This is a genomic window from Streptomyces sp. NPDC006012, assembly GCF_042871185.1.
Lineage (GTDB): Bacteria > Actinomycetota > Actinomycetes > Streptomycetales > Streptomycetaceae > Streptomyces.
Window position 1 is genome coordinate 38,755 of the sequence record NZ_JBIAIE010000031.1, and the last position, 23,744, is coordinate 62,498.

General features: G+C 70.8%; 18 protein-coding genes. 13 read left to right on the forward strand and 5 right to left on the reverse strand.

The features are described 5' to 3' along the window. Window positions 1-837 carry a glutamate ABC transporter substrate-binding protein gene (locus tag ACFYPJ_RS34145; protein ID WP_389025478.1) on the reverse strand — a complete coding sequence of 279 codons (837 nt, stop codon included), beginning with the start codon at window positions 835-837 and terminating at the stop codon, window positions 1-3. A gap of 310 nt (window positions 838-1,147) precedes the next feature. Next, a complete protein-coding gene (locus ACFYPJ_RS34150; protein ID WP_389025479.1) occupies window positions 1,148-1,924 on the reverse strand; it encodes an amino acid ABC transporter ATP-binding protein in 777 nt (258 codons plus the stop codon). 331 nt (window positions 1,925-2,255) lie between these two features. Here ACFYPJ_RS34150 and ACFYPJ_RS34155 point away from each other — a divergent pair, with 331 nt between their 5' ends. After that, complete coding sequence (locus ACFYPJ_RS34155) at window positions 2,256-2,942, forward strand: response regulator transcription factor (protein WP_389025480.1); 687 nt, start codon at window positions 2,256-2,258, stop codon at window positions 2,940-2,942. Window positions 2,943-2,951: 9 nt separating this feature from the next. Then, on the forward strand, window positions 2,952-4,376 hold the full coding sequence (locus ACFYPJ_RS34160; protein ID WP_389025481.1) for an ATP-binding protein: 1,425 nt from the start codon (window positions 2,952-2,954) through the stop codon (window positions 4,374-4,376). Window positions 4,377-4,534: 158 nt separating this feature from the next. On the opposite strand, the gene ACFYPJ_RS34165 is transcribed toward ACFYPJ_RS34160, so the two are convergent. After that, complete coding sequence (locus ACFYPJ_RS34165) at window positions 4,535-5,533, reverse strand: TAXI family TRAP transporter solute-binding subunit (RefSeq protein WP_389025482.1); 999 nt, start codon at window positions 5,531-5,533, stop codon at window positions 4,535-4,537. A gap of 84 nt (window positions 5,534-5,617) precedes the next feature. Between ACFYPJ_RS34165 and ACFYPJ_RS34170 the strand changes: the two genes are divergently transcribed. The 3 genes from ACFYPJ_RS34170 to ACFYPJ_RS34180 all read left to right on the forward strand — a co-directional run bounded on the left by ACFYPJ_RS34170 (window position 5,618) and on the right by ACFYPJ_RS34180 (window position 8,409). After that, on the forward strand, window positions 5,618-6,037 hold the full coding sequence (locus ACFYPJ_RS34170; RefSeq protein WP_389025483.1) for a MazG nucleotide pyrophosphohydrolase domain-containing protein: 420 nt from the start codon (window positions 5,618-5,620) through the stop codon (window positions 6,035-6,037). A 113-nt stretch (window positions 6,038-6,150) separates the two neighbouring features. Further along, window positions 6,151-7,677: a tRNA (N6-isopentenyl adenosine(37)-C2)-methylthiotransferase MiaB gene (gene miaB, locus ACFYPJ_RS34175; RefSeq protein ID WP_389025484.1), complete on the forward strand. Its 1,527-nt coding sequence runs from the start codon at window positions 6,151-6,153 to the stop codon at window positions 7,675-7,677. Window positions 7,678-7,692: 15 nt separating this feature from the next. Beyond that, entirely contained in the window at window positions 7,693-8,409 is a 717-nt protein-coding gene (locus ACFYPJ_RS34180; protein ID WP_389025485.1) for a class III extradiol dioxygenase subunit B-like domain-containing protein, read from the forward strand. Between the two features lie 37 nt (window positions 8,410-8,446). Here ACFYPJ_RS34180 and ACFYPJ_RS34185 read toward each other — a convergent pair whose 3' ends face one another. Continuing rightward, window positions 8,447-8,749: an antitoxin gene (locus tag ACFYPJ_RS34185; RefSeq protein WP_389025486.1), complete on the reverse strand. Its 303-nt coding sequence runs from the start codon at window positions 8,747-8,749 to the stop codon at window positions 8,447-8,449. Window positions 8,750-9,282: 533 nt separating this feature from the next. On the opposite strand from ACFYPJ_RS34185, the gene miaA reads away from it, so the two are divergent. The 6 genes from miaA (at window position 9,283) to hflX (ending at window position 18,351) form a co-directional block, all read left to right on the forward strand. Further along, entirely contained in the window at window positions 9,283-10,221 is a 939-nt protein-coding gene (gene miaA / locus ACFYPJ_RS34190; protein WP_389025487.1) for a tRNA (adenosine(37)-N6)-dimethylallyltransferase MiaA, read from the forward strand. Window positions 10,222-10,329: 108 nt separating this feature from the next. After that, complete coding sequence (locus ACFYPJ_RS34195) at window positions 10,330-10,836, forward strand: hypothetical protein (protein WP_389025524.1); 507 nt, start codon at window positions 10,330-10,332, stop codon at window positions 10,834-10,836. Between the two features lie 265 nt (window positions 10,837-11,101). Further along, window positions 11,102-11,971, forward strand: coding sequence for a diaminopimelate epimerase (gene dapF, locus ACFYPJ_RS34200; protein WP_389025488.1), 870 nt, complete (start codon window positions 11,102-11,104; stop codon window positions 11,969-11,971). A gap of 421 nt (window positions 11,972-12,392) precedes the next feature. Beyond that, complete coding sequence (locus ACFYPJ_RS34205; RefSeq protein WP_389025489.1) at window positions 12,393-14,738, forward strand: RelA/SpoT family protein; 2,346 nt, start codon at window positions 12,393-12,395, stop codon at window positions 14,736-14,738. A 305-nt stretch (window positions 14,739-15,043) separates the two neighbouring features. Next, window positions 15,044-16,705 (forward strand): M1 family aminopeptidase, encoded by a 1,662-nt coding sequence (locus tag ACFYPJ_RS34210; protein WP_389025490.1) that lies wholly within the window; start codon window positions 15,044-15,046, stop codon window positions 16,703-16,705. Window positions 16,706-16,851: 146 nt separating this feature from the next. Further along, window positions 16,852-18,351: a GTPase HflX gene (gene hflX / locus ACFYPJ_RS34215; protein ID WP_389025491.1), complete on the forward strand. Its 1,500-nt coding sequence runs from the start codon at window positions 16,852-16,854 to the stop codon at window positions 18,349-18,351. 335 nt (window positions 18,352-18,686) lie between these two features. On the opposite strand, the gene ACFYPJ_RS34220 is transcribed toward hflX, so the two are convergent. Beyond that, window positions 18,687-19,910, reverse strand: coding sequence for a trypsin-like serine peptidase (locus ACFYPJ_RS34220; RefSeq protein WP_389025492.1), 1,224 nt, complete (start codon window positions 19,908-19,910; stop codon window positions 18,687-18,689). A gap of 703 nt (window positions 19,911-20,613) precedes the next feature. On the opposite strand from ACFYPJ_RS34220, the gene ACFYPJ_RS34225 reads away from it, so the two are divergent. Then, entirely contained in the window at window positions 20,614-22,680 is a 2,067-nt protein-coding gene (locus ACFYPJ_RS34225; RefSeq protein WP_389025493.1) for an IucA/IucC family protein, read from the forward strand. 70 nt (window positions 22,681-22,750) lie between these two features. Beyond that, window positions 22,751-23,722 carry a GNAT family N-acetyltransferase gene (locus ACFYPJ_RS34230; protein ID WP_389025494.1) on the forward strand — a complete coding sequence of 324 codons (972 nt, stop codon included), beginning with the start codon at window positions 22,751-22,753 and terminating at the stop codon, window positions 23,720-23,722. The last annotated feature ends 22 nt before the right edge of the window (window positions 23,723-23,744 follow it).

Genomic DNA, 23,744 nt, shown 5'->3' on the forward strand with positions numbered 1-23,744 from the left:
TCAGCTCTTGATGTCGCCGATCTTCGGCGCGGGCTCGTTCTTGTAGTTGGCCGGACCGAAGTTGGCGTCCACGGCCTTCTGCCAGGAACCGTCGGAGGACATCTCCCCGAGGGCCTTGTTGATCTTGTCCTTGAGGTCGCTGCCCTTCTTGACGCCGATGCCGTAGTTCTCGTTGGTCATCTTGAAGCCGCCGAGCTTGAACTTGCCCTTGAACTGCGACTGCGCGGCATAGCCGGCGAGGATGTCGTCGTCCGTGGTGAGCGCGTCGATGGCGCCGTTCTGCAGACCGTTCAGGCACGCCGAGTACGTCGGGTACTGCTGCAGGTTGGCCTTGGGGGCCAGCTTGTCGTGCACGTTCTGCGCCGAGGTCGAACCGGTCACCGAACACAGCTTCTTGTTGTTGAGGTCCGCGGGCGCCTTGATGCTGTTGTCGTCCGCGCGGAGCAGCACGTCCTGGTGGGCCAGGAGGTACGGACCGGCGAAGTCCACCAGCTGCTGGCGCTCCGGGGTGATCGAGTAGGAGGCGACGATGAAGTCCACGTCACCGCGTTTGAGCATCGTCTCGCGGTCGGCGCTCTTGGACTCCTTCCACTCGATCTGGTTCGCGTCGTAGCCGAGCTTCTTGGCGACGTAGGTGGCCACGTCCACGTCGAAGCCCGAGTAGCCCTGGGGGGTCTTCTGGCCGACGCCGGGCTGGTCGAACTTGATGCCGATGGCGATCTTGTCCCCGTTGCCCGAGGAACCACCGTCGTCCTTCTTGCCGGAACTGCACGCGGTGGCGGCCACGGAGAGGGCGAGCACGGCGGCCGAGGCTGCGGTGACCTTGCGGAGCTTCATGGTGAACATCCTTCGTGTGGTGAGGAAGCGGGCCGTCGGTGCGGTTGAACCCCGGTCGTGCGGGATGCGTACGGGCGTCGTCGGGCCGTGCTGAGTGCGTGGGGGACCCGTCGGCCGTGCGGGGTGCAGCGGACTCGTCGGGACGTGCGGGGTGCGGGGGACTCGCCGGTTTCCCGGACTGCGTATCGGGGCGCCGGGGCCGTGGGCCGGTGCCGTCGGGGCGTCGTCCGGTCCGTGTGCCGGTGTCGCCCGCCGCCCGGACCACCCGCCGGCGGTGCCGGGGCGTCGTCCGGAAGGCGGGCGGGCGCCGTCAGTGGTGCAGGATCTTCGACAGGAAGTCCTTGGCCCGGTCGCTGCGCGGGTTGCTGAAGAACTGGTCCGGCGCGGACTGTTCCACGATGCGGCCGTCCGCCATGAAGACCACGCGGTTCGCGGCCGAGCGCGCGAAGCCCATCTCATGGGTGACGACGATCATGGTCATGCCGTCTCGGGCGAGTTGCTGCATGACCTCCAGGACCTCGTTGATCATCTCGGGGTCCAGCGCGGAGGTCGGCTCGTCGAACAGCATCACCTTCGGGTCCATCGCCAGGGCGCGTGCGATGGCGACGCGCTGCTGCTGACCGCCGGAGAGCTGCGCCGGGTACTTGTCCGCCTGGGTGCCCACGCCGACCCGGTCGAGCAGGGTCCGGGCCGTCTCCTCGGCCTGCTTCTTGTCCGTCCTGCGTACCTTGACCTGACCCAGCATCACGTTTTCGAGCACGGTCTTGTGCGCGAAGAGATTGAACGACTGGAACACCATTCCGACGTCCGCCCGCAGCCGGGCCAGTTCCTTGCCCTCCTGGGGCAGCGGCTTGCCGTCGATCGTGATGGTGCCCGAATCGATGCTCTCCAGGCGGTTGATGGTGCGGCACAGGGTCGACTTGCCGGACCCGGAGGGTCCGATCACCACCACGACCTCACCGCGAGCGATCGTCAGATCGATGTCCTGGAGCACGTGCAACGCGCCGAAGTGCTTGTTGACGCTATTCAGGACGACCAGATCGCCGGTCGCGGCCACGTCTTCCTTGGCCACCGATACTTCGGTCATCGCTCTCAGGCTCCGTCCTCCTCGGTTTCGGAGGACAGTAATGACCCTGTGCGACGACCGTCAGCACATCTGAGGGGAATCTGAGCATCACAATCCGATAGCAATCGGACACGTGTCGTAGCAGTTGTGCGCTGGTCACGTATCGGCCCCGTAACGGATGCGCTGGGTAACCGGCAGACTCTTGACGCCGTCATCCTCCATCAGCGTGACTGCAGTTGGAAGACGCGATCTCGTCCACGCGCGCGTGGACGACTTCTTGTTCCTGGAAGCTTATTCTTGCGGGCCGGTCGCGAACCGGGACCGCACGACCGCTGAACCGGAGGGGGCCGGAATGAGACTGCTGCTCGTCGAGGACGACAACCACGTCGCAGCCGCACTGTCCGCGGTCCTGGCCCGGCACGGGTTCGACGTCACGCACGCCCGCAGCGGCGAGGAAGCGCTTCAGGCGCTCGTTCCCGAAGGCCCCGGCTTCGGCGTGGTGCTCCTCGACCTCGGCCTGCCCGACCAGGACGGCTACGAGGTGTGCGGCAAGATCCGCAAACGCACCAACACCCCGGTGATCATGGTCACCGCGCGCTCCGACGTCCGCTCCCGCATCCACGGCCTCAACCTCGGCGCGGACGACTACGTGGTGAAGCCGTACGACACCGGGGAACTGCTCGCCCGGATCCACGCCGTCGGCCGGCGCACCGTCCACGAGGACGCCGTGAGCAGCGGCGAGAGCGCGCTGCTCCTCGGCCCGGTGCAGATCGAGCTGCCCAACCGTCAGGTCACGGTGGACGGCACCGTCGTCCAGCTGACCCGCAAGGAGTTCGACCTGCTCGCGCTGCTCGCCCAGCGGCCGGGCGTGGTGTTCCGGCGGGAACAGATCATCAGCGAGGTCTGGCGCACCAGTTGGGAGGGCACCGGGCGCACCCTGGAGGTGCACGTCGCCTCGCTGCGCGCCAAACTGCGCCTGCCCGCGCTGATCGAGACCGTACGCGGCGTGGGCTACCGGCTCGTCGCCCCGGCCGCATAGCGGGGACGGGTGCGCACACGTCTTCTCCCGCTGCTCATCGTCCTGATGGCCGCGGTGCTGCTCGCGCTCGGCTTCCCGCTCGCCACCGGCGGCGCCGCCGCCCAGCAGCAGACGGTGGTCGTCGACCGGATCGACGACACCGCCCGGTTCGCCGCGCTGGCCCAGTTCGTCACCGACGCGCCCACCGGGTCGCGCCGTTCGACCGAGGACGAGCGCAAGGAGACCCTGCGCCGCGAACTCACCAGCTACTACGAGGTCTACGGCATCCGCGCGGGCGTCTTCTACCGCAACGCCTCACCGATGGCGAACGCGCCCGGCGACTGGCTGCTGCCCGGGGCGGGCGAGGTGCGCGACGCCTTCGAGGAGGCGCTGCTCAGCCGGCGCAGCCACGACCCGCAGCAGGTGTGGCCCTGGCAGCGCAGCCGGCTCGTCGTCGCCTCCCCGGTGATCCGCGACGGCGACGTCATGGCCGTGGTGGTGACCGACTCGCCGACCGGAGCCATGCGGTCCAGGACACTGCGCGGCTGGCTGCTCATCGCCACCGGTGAGTTCGCCGCGATGCTGCTGGCCGTCGGCGCCGCCCTGCGGCTGACCGGCTGGGTGCTGCGGCCCGTACGCGTCCTGGACGCCACCACCCACGACATCGCCACCGGGCGCCTGAAGTCACGGGTGGCGGTGGCCGGGGGGCCGCCGGAACTGCGCAGGCTGGCCCGTTCGTTCAACGAGATGGTGGACAACGTCGAGAGCGTGCTGGAACAGCAGCGCGCCTTCGTCGCCGACGCCTCGCACCAGTTGCGCAACCCGCTCTCGGCGCTGCTGCTGCGCATCGAACTGCTCGCCCTCGAACTGCCCCCGGGCAACGAGGAGATCGCCTCCGTACAGACCGAGGGCAGACGGCTCGCCCAGGTCCTGGACGACCTGCTCGACCTCGCGCTGGCCGAGCACGCCGAGGCGGACCTGCGGCTCACGGACATCGGGCAGCTCGCCGCCGAGCGGGTGGCCGCCTGGGCGCCGGCCGCCGGGGCCAAGAGCGTCCGGCTGGCCGGCGACTGCCCGCCGACCACCGGCTGGGCCGACCCGATCACGCTGTCCAGCGCCCTGGACGCGGTGATCGACAACGCGGTGAAGTTCACGCCGGAGGACGGCGTGGTCGAAGTGGCCGTCGCCTCCAACGGCGAGTGCGCGACGGTCGTCGTCAGGGACACCGGACCCGGCCTGACCGACGAGGAACTGGCCCGCGTCGGCGACCGCTTCTGGCGCAGCGGACGCCATCAGAACATCAAGGGCTCCGGCCTCGGCCTGTCCATCACCCGGGCTCTGCTCGCGGCGGGCGGCGGCTCGATCGAGTACGGCCATCACGCGCCGCGGGGCCTGACGGTGACGGTGACGGTGCCCAGGCACAGCCCGTCGGCCCGCACCGCGCCCGTGCGGTGAGGGGCCGGACCGCCGGGAGGTGAATGACCGTGGGGTCCGCGGACCGGACCGCTTCCGCGGGCCCGGGCACGACCGCAGGGCCCGCCGTCCGGCCGCCCGGCACCGGGAGCAGCCACCCACCGCTCGCGACCGCCGTCCGGTCGCTCCCGCGGTGATGGCTACGGTTTGACGGACCGGTAGTACCGCCGTGCGCCCTCGTGCAGGGCCAGCGGATCGGTGTAGATCGCGGTGCGCAGATCGACCAGCTGGGCGGAGTGGACATGGCTGCCGATGTCGTCACGGCTCTTGATCACCGTACGGGTCAGCCACTCGGTCAGCTTCGGGTCCAGGTCCTTGCGGGTGATCAGCAGATTGGAGACGGCGATCGTCGGCACGGGCGCGCTCTGCTCGGCGGACGGATAGGCCGACTCGGGCATGCTGGTGGTGCGGTAGTAGCGGGTGACGTCGCCCTGGCCGCGCAGCTTCGCCACGAGATCGGTCCCCATCGGGATGAACCGGATGGCGAACGTGCGGGCCACCTCGGACAGTCCCTTGGTCGGCAGGCCGCCCGACCAGAAGAACGCGTCGATGTGGCCCTCGCTCAGCTGGTCGGGCCCGTTGTCGATCCCGTCGGCCAGGGGCGTGATGTCTTTGACCGGGTCGATGCCGGCCGCTCTGAGGATCCGGTCGGCGATCAGCCGCACCCCGGAGTCGACCGGCCCTATGGCCACCCGCTTGTGCCGCAGGTCCGCGACCGAGTGCACATCGGAGTCGCGTGCCACGATGAGCTGCATGTAGTCGTCGTACAACCGGGCCACACCGCGCAGGTCCCGCGCGCCGGGTCCGTTCCTGAGCCGGTACGTCTCCACCGCGTCGGCCGCCGCGATGGTGAAGTCGGCCTCGCCGGTCGCCACCCGTTGCACGTTCTCCTGCGAACCCGCGCTGCTCAGCAGCTTCACCGTCAGCCCCGGCATGTCCTTGTCGAGTTCGCTGCGCAGCCGCTGGCCGTACTCCTGGTACACACCGCGCTTCGTCCCGGTGCTGAACACGATCGTCCCGGTCGGCGGGGACTCGCCCAGGGGCAGCAGCCACCACGCCAGCAGCGCGAGGGCGACGGCACCGACCGCCGCGACTTGGAACGCCCGGCGCCTGCCGAGCCGGGGGAGCAGCTTGGACATGCGCGCGATCCTGCCAGCCCGCGTGCGTTCCTGACCAGGCCGGGCAGACACGGTGATGTCACAGGCGGCCGCTACAGTCGCCGTATGACCTCTTCGCCCGCCGGCCTCGTCCGTGAGTTCCACCTCGCCTTCGGCCTGGACGCCCGCAGCAGACCGGCCGAGGTGTCGCCCGAACTGGCCGCGCACCGCGGGGAACTGCTGGCCGAGGAGGCCGCGGAGGTCGCCGAGGTCTCGGTCACGGGCCCGCTGGACCGGCTCGCGCACGAACTGGCCGACGTGGTCTACGTGGCGTACGGCACGGCGCTGGTGCACGGGATCGACCTCGACGCGGTGCTGGCCGAGGTGCACCGCTCCAACATGAGCAAGGTCGGGCCCGACGGACAGATCTCCCGCCGGGCCGACGGCAAGGTGCTCAAGGGCGATCACTACGAGGCACCGGACGTCTCCGCGGTCCTGCGCCGCCAGGGCTGGGCCCCCGGCGACCGGGTCCCCGAAGGCGCCTGACCTCGCCTCCCGGGCGGGTGCGGTCCCCGCCGCCGGGTGCGCCGCCCGGACCCGGCGGCGGGCCCACGGGGCGCACCGGCGGGGGCCCGCCGGGAAGCGCCTACCCTTGAGGAATGACCAGCAGCAGCGACCGGAGCCCCGCAGTGGACGTTCGAGTACCTAAGAGCTACGAAATCCGCACCTACGGGTGCCAGATGAACGTCCACGATTCCGAGCGATTGTCCGGTCTGCTCGAAGAAGCCGGTTATGTGCGCGCGCCCGAGGGATCAGACGGCGACGCGGACGTCGTCGTCTTCAACACGTGCGCCGTGCGCGAGAACGCCGACAACCGCCTGTACGGCAACCTGGGACGGCTCGCGCCGCGGAAGGCACAGCGCCCCGGGATGCAGATCGCGGTCGGCGGCTGCCTGGCGCAGAAGGACCGGGACACGATCGTGGACAAGGCGCCCTGGGTGGACGTCGTCTTCGGCACGCACAACATCGGCAAGCTCCCGGTCCTGCTGGAGCGCGCCCGCGTGCAGCAGGAGGCCCAGGTCGAGATCGCCGAGTCGCTGGAGGCGTTCCCCTCGACCCTGCCGACCCGGCGCGAGAGCGCGTACGCGGCCTGGGTGTCGATCTCCGTCGGCTGCAACAACACCTGCACCTTCTGCATCGTCCCCGCGCTGCGCGGCAAGGAGAAGGACCGCCGTCCCGGCGACATCCTCGCCGAGGTCGAGGCCCTGGTCGCCGAGGGCGTCTCCGAGATCACCCTGCTCGGCCAGAACGTCAACGCGTACGGCTCCGACATCGGCGACCGCGAGGCGTTCAGCAAACTGCTGCGCGCCTGCGGCTCCGTCGAGGGCCTGGAGCGGGTGCGCTTCACCTCGCCGCACCCCCGCGACTTCACCGACGACGTGATCGCCGCCATGGCCGAGACACCGAACGTCATGCCGCAGCTGCACATGCCGCTCCAGTCCGGGTCCGACACCGTCCTGAAGGCCATGCGCCGCTCCTACCGGCAGGACCGTTACCTGGGGATCATCGAGAAGGTGCGCGCCGCGATCCCGTACGCGGCGATCACCACCGACATCATCGTGGGCTTCCCCGGGGAGACGGAGGAGGACTTCGAGCAGACCCTGGCCGTCGTCCGCGAGGCGCGCTTCACGCAGGCGTTCACCTTCCAGTACTCCAAGCGGCCCGGAACCCCGGCCGCCACCATGGACGGCCAGATCCCCAAGGAGGTCGTCCAGGCACGCTACGAGCGGCTCGTCGCCCTTCAGGAGGAGATCTCCTGGGAGGAGAACAAGAAGCAGGTCGGCCGCACCCTGGAGCTGATGGTCGCGGAGGGCGAGGGCCGCAAGGACGGCGCCACCCACCGCCTCTCGGGCCGTGCCCCCGACAACCGCCTGGTCCACTTCACCCGGCCCGAGCGGCCGGTGCGCCCCGGCGACATGGTCACCGTGGCGGTGACGTACGCCGCCCCGCACCACCTGCTCGCCGAGGGACCCGTCCTCGACGTGCGCCGTACGCGCGCGGGTGACGCGTGGGAGAAGCGCACCGCCGAGGTATCCGCCGAGCCGGCCGGCGTCATGCTGGGCCTGCCGAAGATCGGCGCACCGGAGCCTTCGCCGGTCGCCGCGGGCGCCTGCGGCTGCGACTGACGTACGCTGCCGGTCATGCTCGTCGCCGCCGCCGTCTGCCCCTGTCCGCCCCTTCTCGTGCCCGAGGTCGCCGCGGGCGCCGCGGCGGAACTGGACGCCGCGCGGGCCGCGTGCACGGACGCGCTCGGTGTGCTGGCGGCGGCCCGCCCCGACCGGTTGGTGGTCGTCGGGCCCGCCGAGCCGGAAGGGCGCGGTGCCCACCCGCAGGGCGCCCGGGGATCGTTCCGCGGGTTCGGTGTGGATCTCGACGTGCGGCTGGGTCCCGCCGGGGACGTTGCGGCCGCCGAACGCGAGCTGCCGCCGTCGCTCGCCGTCGCCGCCTGGCTGCTGCAACGGACCGGCTGGGCCGACGCCCCGATCGAGGGACTCGGTGTGGGGGAACCGCTCGCGCCCGAGCGGTGTATCGAAGTGGGAAAGGAAATCGGCGCGCGGGCCGCGCGGACGGCACTGCTGGTGATGGGCGACGCCAGCGCGTGCCGCACGCTCAAGGCACCGGGGTACCTGGACGAGCGGGCGACGCCGTTCGACGCGGAGGTCGCGCGGGCGCTGGGAGTGTCGGACTGGGCGGCAGTCATGGCCCTGGACACCGAGCTGGCGTACGAACTGAAGGTCTCGGGCCGCGCCCCGTGGCAGATCCTGGCGGGCGCCGCCGAGGGCGCGGACCTGACCGGCACGCTCCTCTACGAGGACGCACCCTACGGCGTGGGGTACCTGGTGGCGGCCTGGTCGTAAGGCATGTGGTCCGCGTCCCGGGACGCGGACCACATGATCAGGAGGACGGCGGGGGTGTCTCCGACGTGCCCGCCGTACCGGTCGGCGTGGTCCCACTCGCGCCGGTGGCGCCGCCGTCCGCCTCGGACTCGCCCTTGTGCGCGATCCGGTCCATGGCGTCCTTGGCCTTGTGGGTACCCGCGTGGATCTTGTCGCTGTACTTGCCCTTGGTCTTCTCGTCGACCACCTTGGCGGCCTTGTCGAGACCGTCCTGGATCTTGCCCCCGTGCTGCTGGGCGAGGTCCGACACCTTTTCCTTGGCCGGGCCCAGCTTGGCCTTCACATTGTCGAAAAGACCCATGGTCCACTCTCCTTGCCGGACGGTTGCGTGCGAGCACCCGCACCGTCCCCGTCGTCCCCGCGGCGCCCGCGCCATGGTTGGGCCGGGGCGACCGGAACTCGGGGCGACGCGCCCGTATCCGCTTCCTTCGGGTGCCCGTACGTGAAGTGCCCACATACGCTCCATACGGTACCCGCGCGGGCGGAAATGCGCGTGACTCCGAACCATTCTCGGCGGCCTTCGAACCGGCCCAGGGGAGCGTGGCACGGTGCCGGGCGGGGCGTGCGGCCCTGCCGGTCGGCCCGCGGCCTCGCTCGGCGGGGCGGGCCAGGGGCGTGCGGGCCAAGGAGGCGGGCGACAGGGCCGACGCGATCGGGCGGGTGCCGTAGCCCACCCGGCGGGATCCGGCGGAGCCTGAAGGACCTCTGCCGGGCCGCCCGCGGAGCCCCGCCGGCAACCGCCGGGCGGACAGCGGATCCCGGTCTTCCGGGCCTGAGCGCGACCGTCGCACAACCCGATCGAAATACGGCCCGGGGGTTTGCGAAACTGGGGCGGTGAGCAGTGCACCCCCCACCCCCCGAGTCATCGCCGTCGTCGGACCCACCGCGGCGGGCAAGTCCGATCTGGGCGTCTTCCTCGCCCAGCGGCTCGGCGGCGAGGTGATCAACGCCGACTCCATGCAGCTCTACCGCGGCATGGACATCGGCACCGCCAAACTGACGCCCGAGGAGCGCGGTGGCGTCCCGCACCATCTGCTGGACATCTGGGACGTCACGGTCACCGCGTCCGTCGCCGAGTACCAGCGGCTGGCCCGCGCCCGGATCGACGCCCTGCTCGCCCAGGGACGCTGGCCGATCCTGGTCGGCGGCTCGGGCCTGTACGTCCGCGGCGCGGTCGACAACCTGGAGTTCCCCGGCACCGACCCCGAGGTCAGGACCAGGCTGGAGGACGAACTCGCACTGCGCGGCTCGGGCGCCCTGCACGCGCGTCTCGCCGCCGCCGACCCCCAGGCCGCCCAGGCGATCCTGCCCAGCAACGGCCGCCGTATCGTCCGGGCCCTCGAAGTGATCGAGATCACGGGCCGCCCCTTCACCGCCAACCTCCCGGGCCATGACTCGGTCTACGACACGATCCAGATCGGTGTCGACGTGGCCCGCCCCGAACTCGACGAACGCATCGCCCGCCGGGTCGACCGCATGTGGGAGGCGGGACTCGTCGCCGAGGTGCGCGCACTGGAGGCGCGCGGCCTGCGCGAGGGGCGTACGGCGTCGCGCGCACTCGGCTACCAGCAGGTGCTCGCGGCACTGTCCGGGGAATGCACCGAACAGGAGGCCCGTGCGGAGACCGTACGCGCCACCAAACGCTTCGCGCGCCGCCAGGATTCGTGGTTCAGACGCGACCCCCGTGTGCACTGGTTGAGCGGGGCCGTGGCGGACCGTTCGGAACTTCCGCACCTCGCACTGGCGTTGGTCGAACGACCGGTCACAGCCTGATCACGTGATGGCATCGGGATGCGCCGCCGGCCATCGGGGCCTGTGGCGCCATGCCATCATCGAGCTTCGATCGACCAAGTGGAGTCCGAGTTGGGAGGGCGCGTGGCGATGGAGGCCGGCCCTCGCGACACCGCACAAGACACCGAGCACGCCGCCACCGCAAGGGGCGAAGCGGAGCAGGACCAGGACGGCCTGAGCCCCGACGGACCCGACGAGACGCCGGGTGGTGTGACCGACGACGGGCCGGAGCCCGAGGAGATGTTCACCAGCGGGCCCGAGGTCGAGGTCGAGTTGCGGCCGCAGCGTCGGCTGCGTATCTGGCAGCTCGCCCCCATCGTGGCCCTGGCCGCGGTCGGCTCGCTCATGTTCGCCTTCCCGCTCGCCTTCGACTTCGGCGACAGCGGCGCGGTGATCGCGATGCTCGGACTGCTGATCTGTGCCTGCTCGGCGGGCTGGGGCATGATGGCCGCCCGCCGGGTCGGACACACCCTGCCGGGACTGCCCCCACGTGGCTCCGGACGCCGCCCCGACTGGCGCGTCCTCCTGGCCTACGTCCTGGTCGTGGCCGTGGTGGCGGTGCTCGCCGTGTGGCGGGTGGCCCGGCTGCGCCACTGATGCCACTGCTGCGGACGCTCAGGGGCAGGGGCAGGGGCAGGTCGGCCGGACGCGGTGACGCCGCGGCGCCCAGCACCCCCGCACGATCGGTGAGTCATCTGTCCTGAAACCGCCGTGGGCCCCGCAACTGCCGTAGATCTCGGAGCCGCCATGGATCCTGGAACCGCCGTAGGACTCCCGAAACCGTAGTGGGTCTCGAAACCGCCGCAGGCCCCGGCACCGCCGCAGGATCGGCGATGTCAGGGCAACCCCTTACGATCGAGGAATGAGCACGCGGATCGCCTTCCTCAAGGGTCACGGCACCGAGAACGACTTCGTGATCGTCCCCGACCCGGACAACGCCCTCGACCTGACGTCGGCCGTCGTCGCAGCCCTGTGCGACCGCCGCGCCGGCCTCGGCGGCGACGGCGTGCTGCACGTGGTGCGCTCCGCGGCCCACCCGGAAGCCGTGGGGATGGCGTCCGACGCCGAATGGTTCATGGACTACCGCAACGGCGACGGGTCGATCGCGGAGATGTGCGGCAACGGGGCGAGGGTGTTCGCCCGCTACCTCCAGCACGCCGGGCACACGGACGAAGGCGACCTCGCCATCGCCACGCGCGCGGGTGTGAAGACCGTGCACATCGCCAAGAACGGCGACATCACGGTCGGCATGGGTCGTGCGCAGCTGCCCGAGGGAGAGGTGACGGTCGGCGTCGGCGAGCGCAGCTGGCCCGCGCGGAACGTGAACATGGGCAACCCGCACGCTGTCGCCTTCGTCGACGACCTCGCGCAGGCGGGCGACCTTCTCGCCGCGCCGCCGTACAGCCCGGCCGCCGCCTACCCCGACGGAGCCAACATCGAGTTCGTCGTCGACCGTGGGCCCCGGCACGTCGCCATGCGGGTGCATGAGCGCGGCTCCGGCGAGACCCGCTCCTGCGGCACGGGCGCGTGCGCCGTCGCCGTGGCCGCCGCCCGCCGGGACGGCGCCGACCCCGCCGTCACCGGAGCGCCCGCGACCTATACCGTCGACCTGCCCGGCGGACGCCTGGTGATCACCCTGCGGCCGGACGGCGAGATCGACATGACCGGTCCCGCGGTGATCGTGGCCGAGGGCGAGATCGACGCCGAATGGCTGGAGAACGCGGTCCGCTGACGCGCGAGCGGGGCTCGGCCGCCCAGGAACCGACCCCGCGAAGCGCGGCGCGACCACCGGGACAGGCGCGTTCGCGGCCGACGGTGTCCGCGGCTCGGCGAACCAGTTCGAGACCGCGGTCGCCGTTTCCGCGGCCGATGGCGTCCACGGATCAGTGCACCAGTTCGAAGCCACGGTCGCAGGTGTCCTCCGTCGAGTGAACCGGTTCGAAACCACGACCGACCCCAGCGCGCTCGGCGCGATCGTAAACCTCCGGATCGTCGCTCGAATGGGTGATCCGTTTCACGCTCGGCGAGAGGCGGTCAGTCGGGCGTGATGGGCTCGATAGCATCAAGCACCGGCACGGACGGGGGGACGTCGCCATCCCTGAGCCTCGTATGCCCCGGGTCTCCGTCCGCCGGTCCACGAGCCGGAGGTGCCCATGAGTGCGGAGGCCACAAACCCTGCGACGCCCGGTCCTGCAGTTCCTGCAGTGGCCCGCAGGAAGGCCCGCCCCCGGATCGACCTGCGCCGGCTCGGGCGGGCCGCGCTGCTCGGCCCCGCCGCCCGCGACCGGCTGCCCGCCGCGATCGGCCATGTCGTCGATGCCCACCGTGCGCACCACCCCGACGCCGACCTCGAACCGCTGCGCCGTGCCTACGTCCTGGCCGAGTCCTCGCACCGCGGCCAGCTGCGCAAGAGCGGCGAGCCCTACATCACGCACCCCCTCGCCGTGACCCTGATCCTCGCCGAACTCGGCGCCGAGACCACCACCTTGACGGCCTCCCTGCTCCACGACACGGTCGAGGACACCGAGGTGACGCTGGACCAGGTGCGTGAACAGTTCGGCGAGGAGGTCCGGTACCTGGTCGACGGGGTCACCAAGCTGGAGAAGGTCGGCTACGGGGCGGCCGCCGAGCCCGAGACCTTCCGCAAGATGCTCGTCGCCACCGGCAACGACGTCCGCGTGATGTCGATCAAACTCGCCGACCGGCTGCACAACATGCGCACCCTCGGCGTGATGCGCCCCGAGAAACAGGCCCGGATCGCCAAGGTGACCCGCGACGTCCTGATCCCGCTCGCCGAACGGCTGGGCGTCCAGGCGCTCAAGACCGAGCTGGAAGACCTCGTCTTCGCGATCCTCCACCCCGAGGAGTACGCGCGCACCCGGCAGCTGATCGCCGACAACGCGGCCCGCCCCGAAGACCCCCTGGCCGTGATCGCCGACGAGACCCGCATGGTCCTGCGCGACGCCGGAATCCAGGCCGAAGTCCTCATCCGCCCACGGCACTTCGTCTCCGTGCACCGCGTCTCCCGCAAGCGCGGACGGCTGCGCGGCGCCGACTTCGGACGCCTGCTCGTCCTGGTCAGCGAGGACGCGGACTGCTACGGCGTGCTGGGCGAGCTGCACACCTGCATGACGCCCGTCGTCTCGGAGTTCAAGGACTTCATCGCCGTACCCAAGTTCAACCTGTACCAGTCGTTGCACACCGCCGTCGCCCGCGCCGACGGCCAGGTCGCCGAAGTCCTCATCCGCACCCACCAGATGCACCGCGTCGCCGAGGCGGGCGTGGTCGCCCTCGGCAACCCCTACGCGCCGCCCGCCGACGAACACACCTCGGCGGCCGACGGCGAACGCGCCGACCCGACCCGCCCCGGCTGGCTCTCCCGGCTCCTGGAATGGCAGCGGGGCGCCCCCGACCCCGACACCTTCTGGTCCACCCTGCGCGAAGACCTGGCCCAGGACCGCGAGATCACCGTTTTCCGGCCCGATGGCGGCACGCTGGGCCTGCCCGAGGGCGCCACCTGCGTGGACGCCGCCTACGCCCAGTACGGCGAGGACGCGCACGCCTGCATCGGCGCCCGCGTCAACGGCCGCCTCGCCACCCTCAGCACCGTCCTCAGGGACGGCGACTCCGTCCAGCTCCTCATGGGCCAGGACCCGGCCTCGGAACCCTCCCGGGACTGGCTGGAGCACGCCCACACCCCGGCCGCGCGGATCGCCATCCAGCGGTGGCTCGCGGCACATCCGGAGGCGCCGGCACAGGATCCGGCGGGGGAGCCCGTGCGGCTCGGACAGCGCCGTGCCGACACGGCCCGCACTCCCGGCGGCGCGGCCGGCCCGCGGTCCGGGACGGCCGCCGCCGACCCGGCCGCACCCGCAGCCGAGGACGCCCTCCGCCGTCCCGCTGCCGGAGCCGGGCGCGAGGGCGTGGACGCCCCTGTCGGCGGGGCGCCGGGCGCGCGCCCCGCGGACGACGGCGTACGGGCAGACCACGGCAGGCGCTCCAAGGGCCACGGCACGCGTGCCGAAAAGGGGGGCTCCCGCCTCGGAGGCGCAGACCTCGTCGTCGACCGCCCCGGGGCCGTCGTACGACTCGCCGGGTGCTGTACGCCCGTACCGCCCGACGAGATCACCGGCTTCTGCGTGCGTGGCGGCGTGGTGACCGTGCACCGCGTGCACTGCGCCGCGGTCACCAGCATGAAAAGCGGGGGGCGCGCGGAGATCGGCGTGCGCTGGGGCGACAGCGCCGCATGCCGGGTCACGCTGGTCGCCGAATCGTTCGGCCGACCCCATCTGCTCGCCGACCTCACCGAGGCGATGGCCCTGGAGGGCGCCGAAATCGTCTCAGCGACCGTCGAACCGCCCAGCCAGCAGCGCGTCCGCCACACCTACACCCTGCAACTGCCCGACGCGACCCGTCTCCCGGCCCTGATGCGGGCCATGCGCAACGTACCCGGCGTCTATGACGTGGGCCGCGCCCATCACCAGGACCCGCACGCCTGAGCCGCTTTCCGGCCCGAGCCCGGGCTTCGGCATCCTGTGCGGGTCCGGTCGCGCCGGACCTCGGCTCGGCGCCCGGGCGGTGCCGGGTTCCGGCTTGCCAGCGGAGCCGACGTCGAAGGCAGTGTCACAGCCGAGGCCGGCCGTCGGCGGGCGTCCGGTGGCAGGCCCGGTGCGGCCCCACGACAGGCCCAGGAGGTCCGGCGGCGGGCTCGGGAGGCCCTGCGACGCCCACCGGACCAACCCGTTCGAGTGGGCCGGGCGCGAGTCGCCACGGTCGCGCACGCGCGCGCTGGTAGCGGTGGTGCATGCTGCTCACCTCCCGAACCCGGTCGCCCCGGGCGGCCCGGGGCCGGAAGGCCGCCCTCCTGGCCGCCGCCGTGTCCCTGTGCCTGCTGTCCGCGAGTGCCCCCGCCGCACCGCTGGGCGTCGGCGACCGACTCTTCCCGTACCTCGGCAACCCCGGATACAACGTGGCGTCGTACGACCTCGACCTCACCTATCCCGGCAGCAACGACAAACCCCTCAAGGCCGTCACCACCATCGACGCCTGGACGACCACCGTCCTGGACCGGCTCAACCTCGACTTCGCGCACGGCACGGTCGAGTCCGTGGAGATCGACGGCAAGGCGGCAGGTTTCGCCCGGGCCGGGGACGACCTGGTCATCACTCCGGACAGGCCGCTGCCCCAGGGTGACTGGCTGCGGATCACCATCCGGCACACCAGCGACCCGAGACCCACAGGGGACCGGGACGGCGGCTGGGTGCGCACCACGGACGGCCTCGCCATGGCCAACCAGGCCGACGCCGCGCACCTCGTCTTCCCGTGCAACGACCACCCGTCGGACAAGGCGCTGTTCACCTTCCGGATCACCGCCCCCAACGACTACACGGCCGTCGCCAACGGTCTGCCGACCGGTGTGGACCGGGTCGGCTCCGCGACCACCTGGACGTATCGCAGCCGGCACCCCATGGCCACCGAACTCGCCCAGGTGTCCATCGGCCGCTCCAGCGTGCTGCACCGCAAGGGCCCGCACGGAATGCTCGTCCGCGACGTCGTGCCGACCGCCGACCGCAAGGCCCTCGAACCCTGGCTGGCCAGGACTCCCGACCAGATCGCCTGGATGGAGAGCAAGGTCGGAAACTACCCCTTCGAGACCTACGGCCTGCTCATGGCCCAGGCGGCCACCGGCTTCGAACTGGAGACACAGACGCTGTCCCTGTTCGAGAAGGAACTGTTCACCGGACCGGCCTACCCCAAGTGGTACGTCGAGTCGATCATGGTGCACGAGCTGTCCCACCAGTGGTTCGGCGACAGCGTCAGCCCGCGCACGTGGTCCGATCTGTGGCTCAACGAAGGCCACGCCACCTGGTACGAGGCCCTGTACGCGGAGGAGAAGGCCGACCGGCCCATGGCGGACCGGATGAAGGCCGCCTACGGCGCCTCCGACCGCTGGCGGGACTCCGGCGGCCCGCCCGCCGCGCCCAAGCCGCCCAAGCAGGGACAGAAGATCGGGATCTTCCGGCCGAACGTCTACGACGGCGCCGCACTGATCCTCTACGCACTGCGCCAGGAGATCGGGCGCCCCGCCTTCGAACGACTGGAACGCGTCTGGGTGCAGACCCACCGGGACAACACCGCGACCACCGCCGACTACGTACGCCTCGCCTCGGCCATCGCCGGACGCGACCTGACCGGGTTCTTCAAGGACTGGCTGTACGGCGCGAAGACCCCGCCGATGCCCGGACACCCGGACTGGAAGTCCACACCGCCCGCGAAGAAAGCCCCGGAGCCGGCCACCAAGAATGCCCAGGCGCCGTCCACGGCCCACGGGCCGGCCCCCAAGAACGCTCACGGGCCAGTCCCCGAGCATGCCCGCGTACCGGCCACGGAGATTGCCGCCGAGCCGATCACGGAAATCGCCGCGGAACCGCCGAGGAAGACCCCGGCGCTGGAGGGCGTGGGCTGAGAGCGGGCGATAAGCCGGTGACGAGACGGGCCGTGCCGTGCGACCATCGTGAGGTCGGCGCGGCACCGGACCCGGGAATCTCCCGCGGCTCTCGTGCGTTGTCCAAGAAGACCGCCGTACGCAATCCACTGCGACGTAAGGACCAAATGACCTCCTCTTCTTCCACTTCCCAGGACACCAGGCGCAACCGCCTCGCGCATGATCACCCCGAAGGTCTTCGGGCCGATGCCCTGATGGAAGAGGACGTCGCCTGGAGCCACGAAATCGACGGAGAGCGGGACGGCGACCAGCTCGACCGCTCCGAGCGCGCGGCCCTGCGGCGCGTGGTCGGCCTCTCCACCGAACTGGAGGACGTCACCGAGGTCGAGTACCGGCAGCTCCGCCTGGAGCGGGTCGTGCTCGTCGGGGTCTGGACCTCCGGCACCGCGCAGGACGCCGAGAACTCCCTCGCGGAGCTGGCTGCCCTCGCGGAGACCGCCGGTGCGCTCGTGCTCGACGGCGTCGTCCAGCGCCGTGACAAGGCCGACCCGGCCACCTACATCGGCTCCGGCAAGGCCGAAGAACTGCGCGACATCGTTCTCGAAACGGGCGCGGACACCGTCATCTGCGACGGTGAACTCAGCCCGGGCCAGCTGATCCACCTGGAAGACGTCGTCAAGGTCAAGGTCATCGACCGCACGGCCCTGATCCTGGACATCTTCGCCCAGCACGCCAAGTCCCGGGAGGGCAAGGCGCAGGTGGCGCTCGCGCAGATGCAGTACATGCTGCCCAGGCTCCGCGGCTGGGGTCAGTCGCTGTCCCGCCAGATGGGCGGCGGCAAGGGCGGCGGCCTCGCCACCCGTGGACCCGGTGAGACCAAGATCGAGACGGACCGGCGACGGATCCGCGAGAAGATGGCGAAGATGCGCCGGGAGATCGCGGAGATGAAGACGGGGCGCGAGATCAAGCGCCAGGAGCGCAGGCGTCACAAGGTGCCGTCCGTCGCCATCGCGGGCTACACCAACGCCGGCAAGTCCTCCCTGCTCAACCGCCTGACCGGCGCGGGTGTCCTGGTCGAGAACGCCCTGTTCGCGACCCTGGACCCGACCGTCCGCCGGGCGGAGACCCCGAGCGGCCGGGTGTACACGCTCGCCGACACCGTCGGCTTCGTCCGGCACCTGCCGCATCACCTGGTCGAGGCGTTCCGCTCCACCATGGAGGAGGTCGGTGACTCCGACCTGATCGTGCACGTGGTGGACGGCTCGCACCCGACCCCGGAGGAGCAGCTCGCCGCCGTGCGCGAGGTGATCAGGGATGTCGGCGCCACCGATGTGCCCGAGATCGTCGTGATCAACAAGGCGGACGCAGCCGACCCACTGGTGCTGCAGCGGCTGCTGCGCGTCGAGAAGCGGTCCATCGCGGTCTCGGCCCGCACCGGCCGCGGCATCGACGAACTGCTTGCTCTCATCGACGACGAACTGCCGAGGCCCTCGGTCGAGATCGAGGCCCTGGTGCCCTACACGCACGGCAAACTGGTCGCGCGCACCCACACCGAGGGCGAGGTGATCTCCGAGGAGCACACCGCGGAGGGCACTCTGCTCAAGGCCCGGGTGCACGAGGAACTGGCAGCCGACCTTGCGCCGTACGTCCCCGCACCGCTCGCCTGAACCACCGCGACGCACCCCGAAGGCGAAGGCCCGCCCCGCAGCCCTACCACGGGAGCGCACCTTCGCCTTCGGCCTGCCGTGGCCACTTGCTGCTCAGCCTGCCGCAGCGGCTCCTTTGCCACGATGACCCGCGGCGGGGCGAGACGGGAAGGTGACGGCAGTGTGGTGAGGCGCCGGGACGGTGAGACAGCGGGGTGATGGGGTAGCGGGACGGCGAGGCAGCGAGGCGATGGGGCGGCGGGACGATGAGATGGCCGGACGATGGGGAGGCGGGGCGGTGAAGGTTTCCCAGCGGACACTCCACCGCCCCACAGCCCGGCCATGCCGGCCGGCCGCTACCGTTCGGCGAACTTCCCGCTGACCGCGCTGTACACGCCCTTGGCCACGCCACCCAGCCGAGGCCCGGCCAGCCACCCCGAACTCGCCGGTCCGATGGACGTGTTGGACACCAGCACGGGCTTGCCGTCGGAACCGGTCTCCACCCAGCCACCACCGGACGATCCGCCGGTCATCGTGCAGCCGATGCGGTACATCGTCGGGTCCGACTTGCTGATCGACAGCCGGCCCGGGCTGTCCTGGCACTGATACAGCGACTGGCCGTCGAACGGTGCCGCCGCCGGATAGCCCGTCGCCGTGACGCTCCGCACCTTCGGCACCGCCGGGGCCGCGAAGTCCACCGGCAGCGCAGAACCGATCGTCTCCTCCAGAGACTTGCCACTGCCCCCCTGCTCGGCCGTCACATGGATCACGGCGAAGTCGTACGAGGCGCCCTCCCCGCCCGTCCGACCGCCCTGCTCGATCCACTGCTGCGAGGTCTGCGCCCCGTCACCCCACCAGATCCCGTACGGAGCGATCTGCCCCTTGGTGGCGCTCTGCACCTCCTCGTTGGTCATGCCCTGGTCGTTGTACGACGGCACGAACGCGATGTTGCGGTACCAGCCGCCCTCTTTGCCGGCATGTACACAGTGCCCCGCGGTCCACACCAGGTTGGACTTGCCGGGATGCGCCGGGTCCTCCACCACTGTCGCCGAGCAGACCGATGCGCCCTCGGGGGAGTCGAAGAACACCTTGCCCGCGGTGGCCGCGTTGGTGTGATACGGCGGTTGCACGGCCTGCGCCTTGACCGGCGCCGGCGTCGGGTCGGTCACGCCCTGGTCACCGGAGAGGTCATTGTCGTCGACAGCCCGGTCCGGGTCGTCGGCCTCCCGCATCCGGTCCGGGTTCCACAGTCCCTTGATGATCGGATTGATGAACTCGTTGGCCTCACGAAGCCAGTCGTCCTTGTCCCAGTTCTTCCAGGCGCCGTTCTTCCACTGGTCGAGGTCGATCCCGTGCTCTTTGAGCTTGTCCTTGATGTCGTCCGGGATCGTGATCTTGCCGTCCCCACCGTCCGCGGAGGCGGTCGGCCGTCCGCCCGCGTCGTCGTTGCCGCCGATGGTGCACGCGGTGGCGGTGAGTGCCAACGCCGAGGCGAGGGCCACGGCCGCCAGCACGCGGGAGGTTCCGCGGCCCGCACCCCTCCCACGGCGAACGCTGCAGGACCGCCGTATCGATCGCATGATCTTGACTCCCCCCGGTGGTAAGGAAACTCGGTGCTGCGACCGCGAAGTCAGCTGCAACTCCGGGGAGTTAATGCCTCCCGTACGGCCCCTGCGCACGGCTTCACACACTATGCGCTCGCTGTGGGCGGCTCCTGATGGAACAGCAACAACTACGTCACGGCAAGGATCTTGAAACAACCCGTAACCAGGTGAGCGGTCCGAGGTTGTAGCGGCGAGGGGCCTGTGCTGCCCATGCCCGGTCCCGTGGATCAACTCGCCTCTGGACAGCGGGAGGACGCGGAGCTGTGGCTGCGACCGACTCGGCAAGCGATTCAGTGTCCGGCGAGACGTCCGGAGGCGCACACGCCACGCACGACACCACCCGGAAACGCCGACCGGCCCGCGATGCGGCGACCCGTACCCGCAGCCACCACACCAACATTCCGACGCCGGTACCGGGCCGCACCGGCCGTCCCGCCATAGACCGTCCCCTGCACGCCACAGGCCGCACAGGCCAGCCCGGCACCGTCCGCACCGAGCAATCCCCCTGCACGGAAGCTACGCCCGGACGGGAGGCATGAGTCGGACGGCACACGCGGGACGGCCACAACAGACCATGACCTCACCCCGCCCCGGCATCCTCCCGTGAGCCCTTCATGCCACGTGTTGTCCATGCCACCGCACTGTCGTCCCGTCCAGGAATCACCCCCTTCGCTCCCTCATGAACCACGTCCCTTCACCATCGCATCACCGCCCAGGCTCTTCGCCGCACGAGGTCGAGCGACCTCGGAGGCCGTCGATCACCTGCTCCGCGCGCTCCCAAGGAACAGTCTTGAACACCAACTCCACCCCCTGCGGCCGCTCCCATGCCCCTGACACCACCTTCCGGGACGCCCAGCCCTCGCCGTCACCGGAAGCCGAGTGGGTACCCGACCAGCGGCCACGGACCCCGGAAGGGAACCGCTCACCTGGCGCGTCCGACGACCTACTGGAGCATGCCGACCCCCATACGGCCGCCCAGAGCGCCGCCGTGGAGAACCTGCTCCGCTGCTGGGTCCGCGAGACGAACCTCACCGCACCCGACGTCACCCCGCACGCCCTCCGTATCCCACTGCCGAACAGCGGCACGGCGCTGACCGCACCCGTTCGCTACTGGTCCCCGACCGGCTGGCACCGCTTCGGACCCCCACGCCTGGCCGGTGCTCCCGAAGGCGCCCCACCGATCGACGCCGCGATGCTCGCCGCGCTGATCGCCCGGGAGACGGACAGCGGTAGCGGCACCGATCCCGCCACCTCGGACACCACGGTGAGCACCGACTGCGGAGACCTGATTGCACGGGTGGCTGATTCGGTCCGCCGTACTTCCGCCTTCATCAGCGACCGCCGTGCCCGCCCTGCCGACGGCCACGACCGGTTCCTCAGCGCCGAACAGGCGCTCCTGCTCGGGCACCCGCTGCACCCCACCCCGAAGAGTCGCGAAGGTCTGTCCGAAGCCGAAGCCCGTCCGTACTCACCGGAATTGCGTGGCTCCTTCCCTCTGCACTGGCTGGCCGTAGCACCTCCCTTGCTCGTCACCGATTCGGCCTGGACCGAACGCGGACGCCCCCTGCGAGCGGAGCAACTCATGGCACGGCTCGCCGGCCCGGGGCTGCCCCTGCCCGACGGGTACGCCGCCCTGCCCCTGCACCCCTGGCAGTCGCGTGAGATCCGGCACCGTACGGACATCGTTGCCCTTCTCGAAGCAGGGCTCCTCCAGGAACTCGGTCCCTTCGGATCCCCCTGGAATCCCACCTCCTCCGTACGCACCGTTCATCACTCCGGCGCTCCCGCGATGCTCAAACTCTCGCTGGCCCTCCGGATCACCAACTCCCGGCGGGAGAACCTCCGTAAGGAACTCCACCGCGGCATCGAGGTACACCGCTTGTTGCGCTCCGGCCTGTCCCGGCAGTGGAAGGCCGCGCATCCGGGTTTCGACATCGTCCGTGACCCTGCTTGGCTGGCCGTCGACGACCCGGCCGGCCGACCCGTTCAGGGCCTCGACGTGGTGATCCGGCACAACCCCTTCGAGCCGGCCGACGACGTCTCCTGCATTGCCGGTCTCGTCGCACCTCGGCCCATGACCCCCTCCGCCGCAGGCCCGCACTCCGTGTCCCCGGCAACACCATCACACGGCTCACGCCTGGTCGAAGTCATGACGCGGATCGCCGAGCGGACCGGCCGCCCACGCGGAGCGGTGGCCGTGGAGTGGTTCCTGCGATACCTGGAGCAGGTCGTGCGTCCTGTGCTGTGGCTGGACAGTGAGTCGGGGATCGCCCTGGAGGCGCACCAGCAGAACACGTTGCTCCTGCTGGACGGCGACGGCTGGCCCGTAGGCGGCCGCTACCGAGACAACCAGGGCTACTACTTCCGCGAGTCCCGGCGAGCAGAACTCGATGCCCGGCTGCCCGGCATCGGTGAGCACAGCGACACGTTCGTCTCCGACGAGGTCACCGACGAACGGTTTGCCTACTACCTCGCCATCAACAATGTGTTCGGCCTGATCGGCGCGTTCGGTTCACAGCAACTCGCCGACGAATGCCTGCTGCTGGCCGCGTTCCGTCGCTTCCTCGCCGGTACCGCCGCGGGGCCCACACAACTGCGGACTTCACTGCCCGCCCGCCTGCTCGACTCTCCTGTCCTGCGCTGCAAGGCCAACCTGCTGACCCGGCTGCACGGCCTCGACGAACTCGTCGGACCGGTGGACACCCAGTCCGTCTACGTCACCATCGCCAACCCCCTTCACTTCTGAACCGAACAACGACCATTTCCATCACCCTCCGAGGAATGCGATGCACCTCGGCCCCCGAGAGGAGCGCGCCGTGCCTCCCACCGACGCGAACACCGATGCCGACCCGATCCCCGCTCACCCGGGCCGCTCCGACTCCGGAGGGGACAGCGAGGACACGTTGGACCTGCGCCTCCCCGACGAACTCATCGCCCTCTTCGCAGGGGAGCCGGACGACCGCGAAGGCGGGACCGCTGCTGGTCCGCTCGCCGTGGCCGTGGCCGTGTCCAGTGAGCAAGAGCCGCCTTGGGCGCGGGCCGCGGCGGCCCAGGCGGCGGGCGTCGGCCGGCGCGCCGGGGAGTTGGACTCCGCACGGTCCTGCCCGTCTCCGGATGCCGACTCGTCCTTTGCGGTCGAGGCCGACGGTGCGGGCCTCGCGGCGGACACTGGACCGTTCTCCTCGACGGGCGTCTCCCCATACTCCGTTGCGGGCGACGACCTGCTCGACCACGTCGCGGCCTGGGGCGTGACCGCGACGCCCGCGGGCCGGTTCCGGCTGGTCCCTGTGCGCCTCTACCACGACCTCCTGCTCATCAACCGCTGGATGAACGACCCGGCCGTCGCCGCGTTCTGGGAACTGGCCGGCTCACCAGAGCGGACCGAGGCCCACCTGCGGGCCCACCTCACAGGTGACGGCCGCAGTGTCCCGTGTCTCGGCATGCTGGACGACACTCCGATGAGCTACTGGGAGATCTATCGGGCCGACCTGGATCCACTGGCCCGCCACTACCCGGCCCGTCCGCACGACACCGGAATCCACCTTCTGGTCGGTGGTGTCGCCGACCGGGGGCGGGGTCTTGGTTCCACACTGCTCAGAGCCGTGGCCGACTTGGTTATGAGCCGACGGCCGACCTGCGCACGAGTCGTGGCCGAGCCTGACCTTCGCAACACTCCGTCCATCGCCGCCTTTCTGAGCGCAGGTTTCCGATTCGCCGCCGAGGTCGAACTGCCTGCCAAGCGGGCCGCTCTGATGATGCGCGACCGGTCACTGCGCGATGTGCTGTAGCGCCGAGTGACGACGCGTTCAC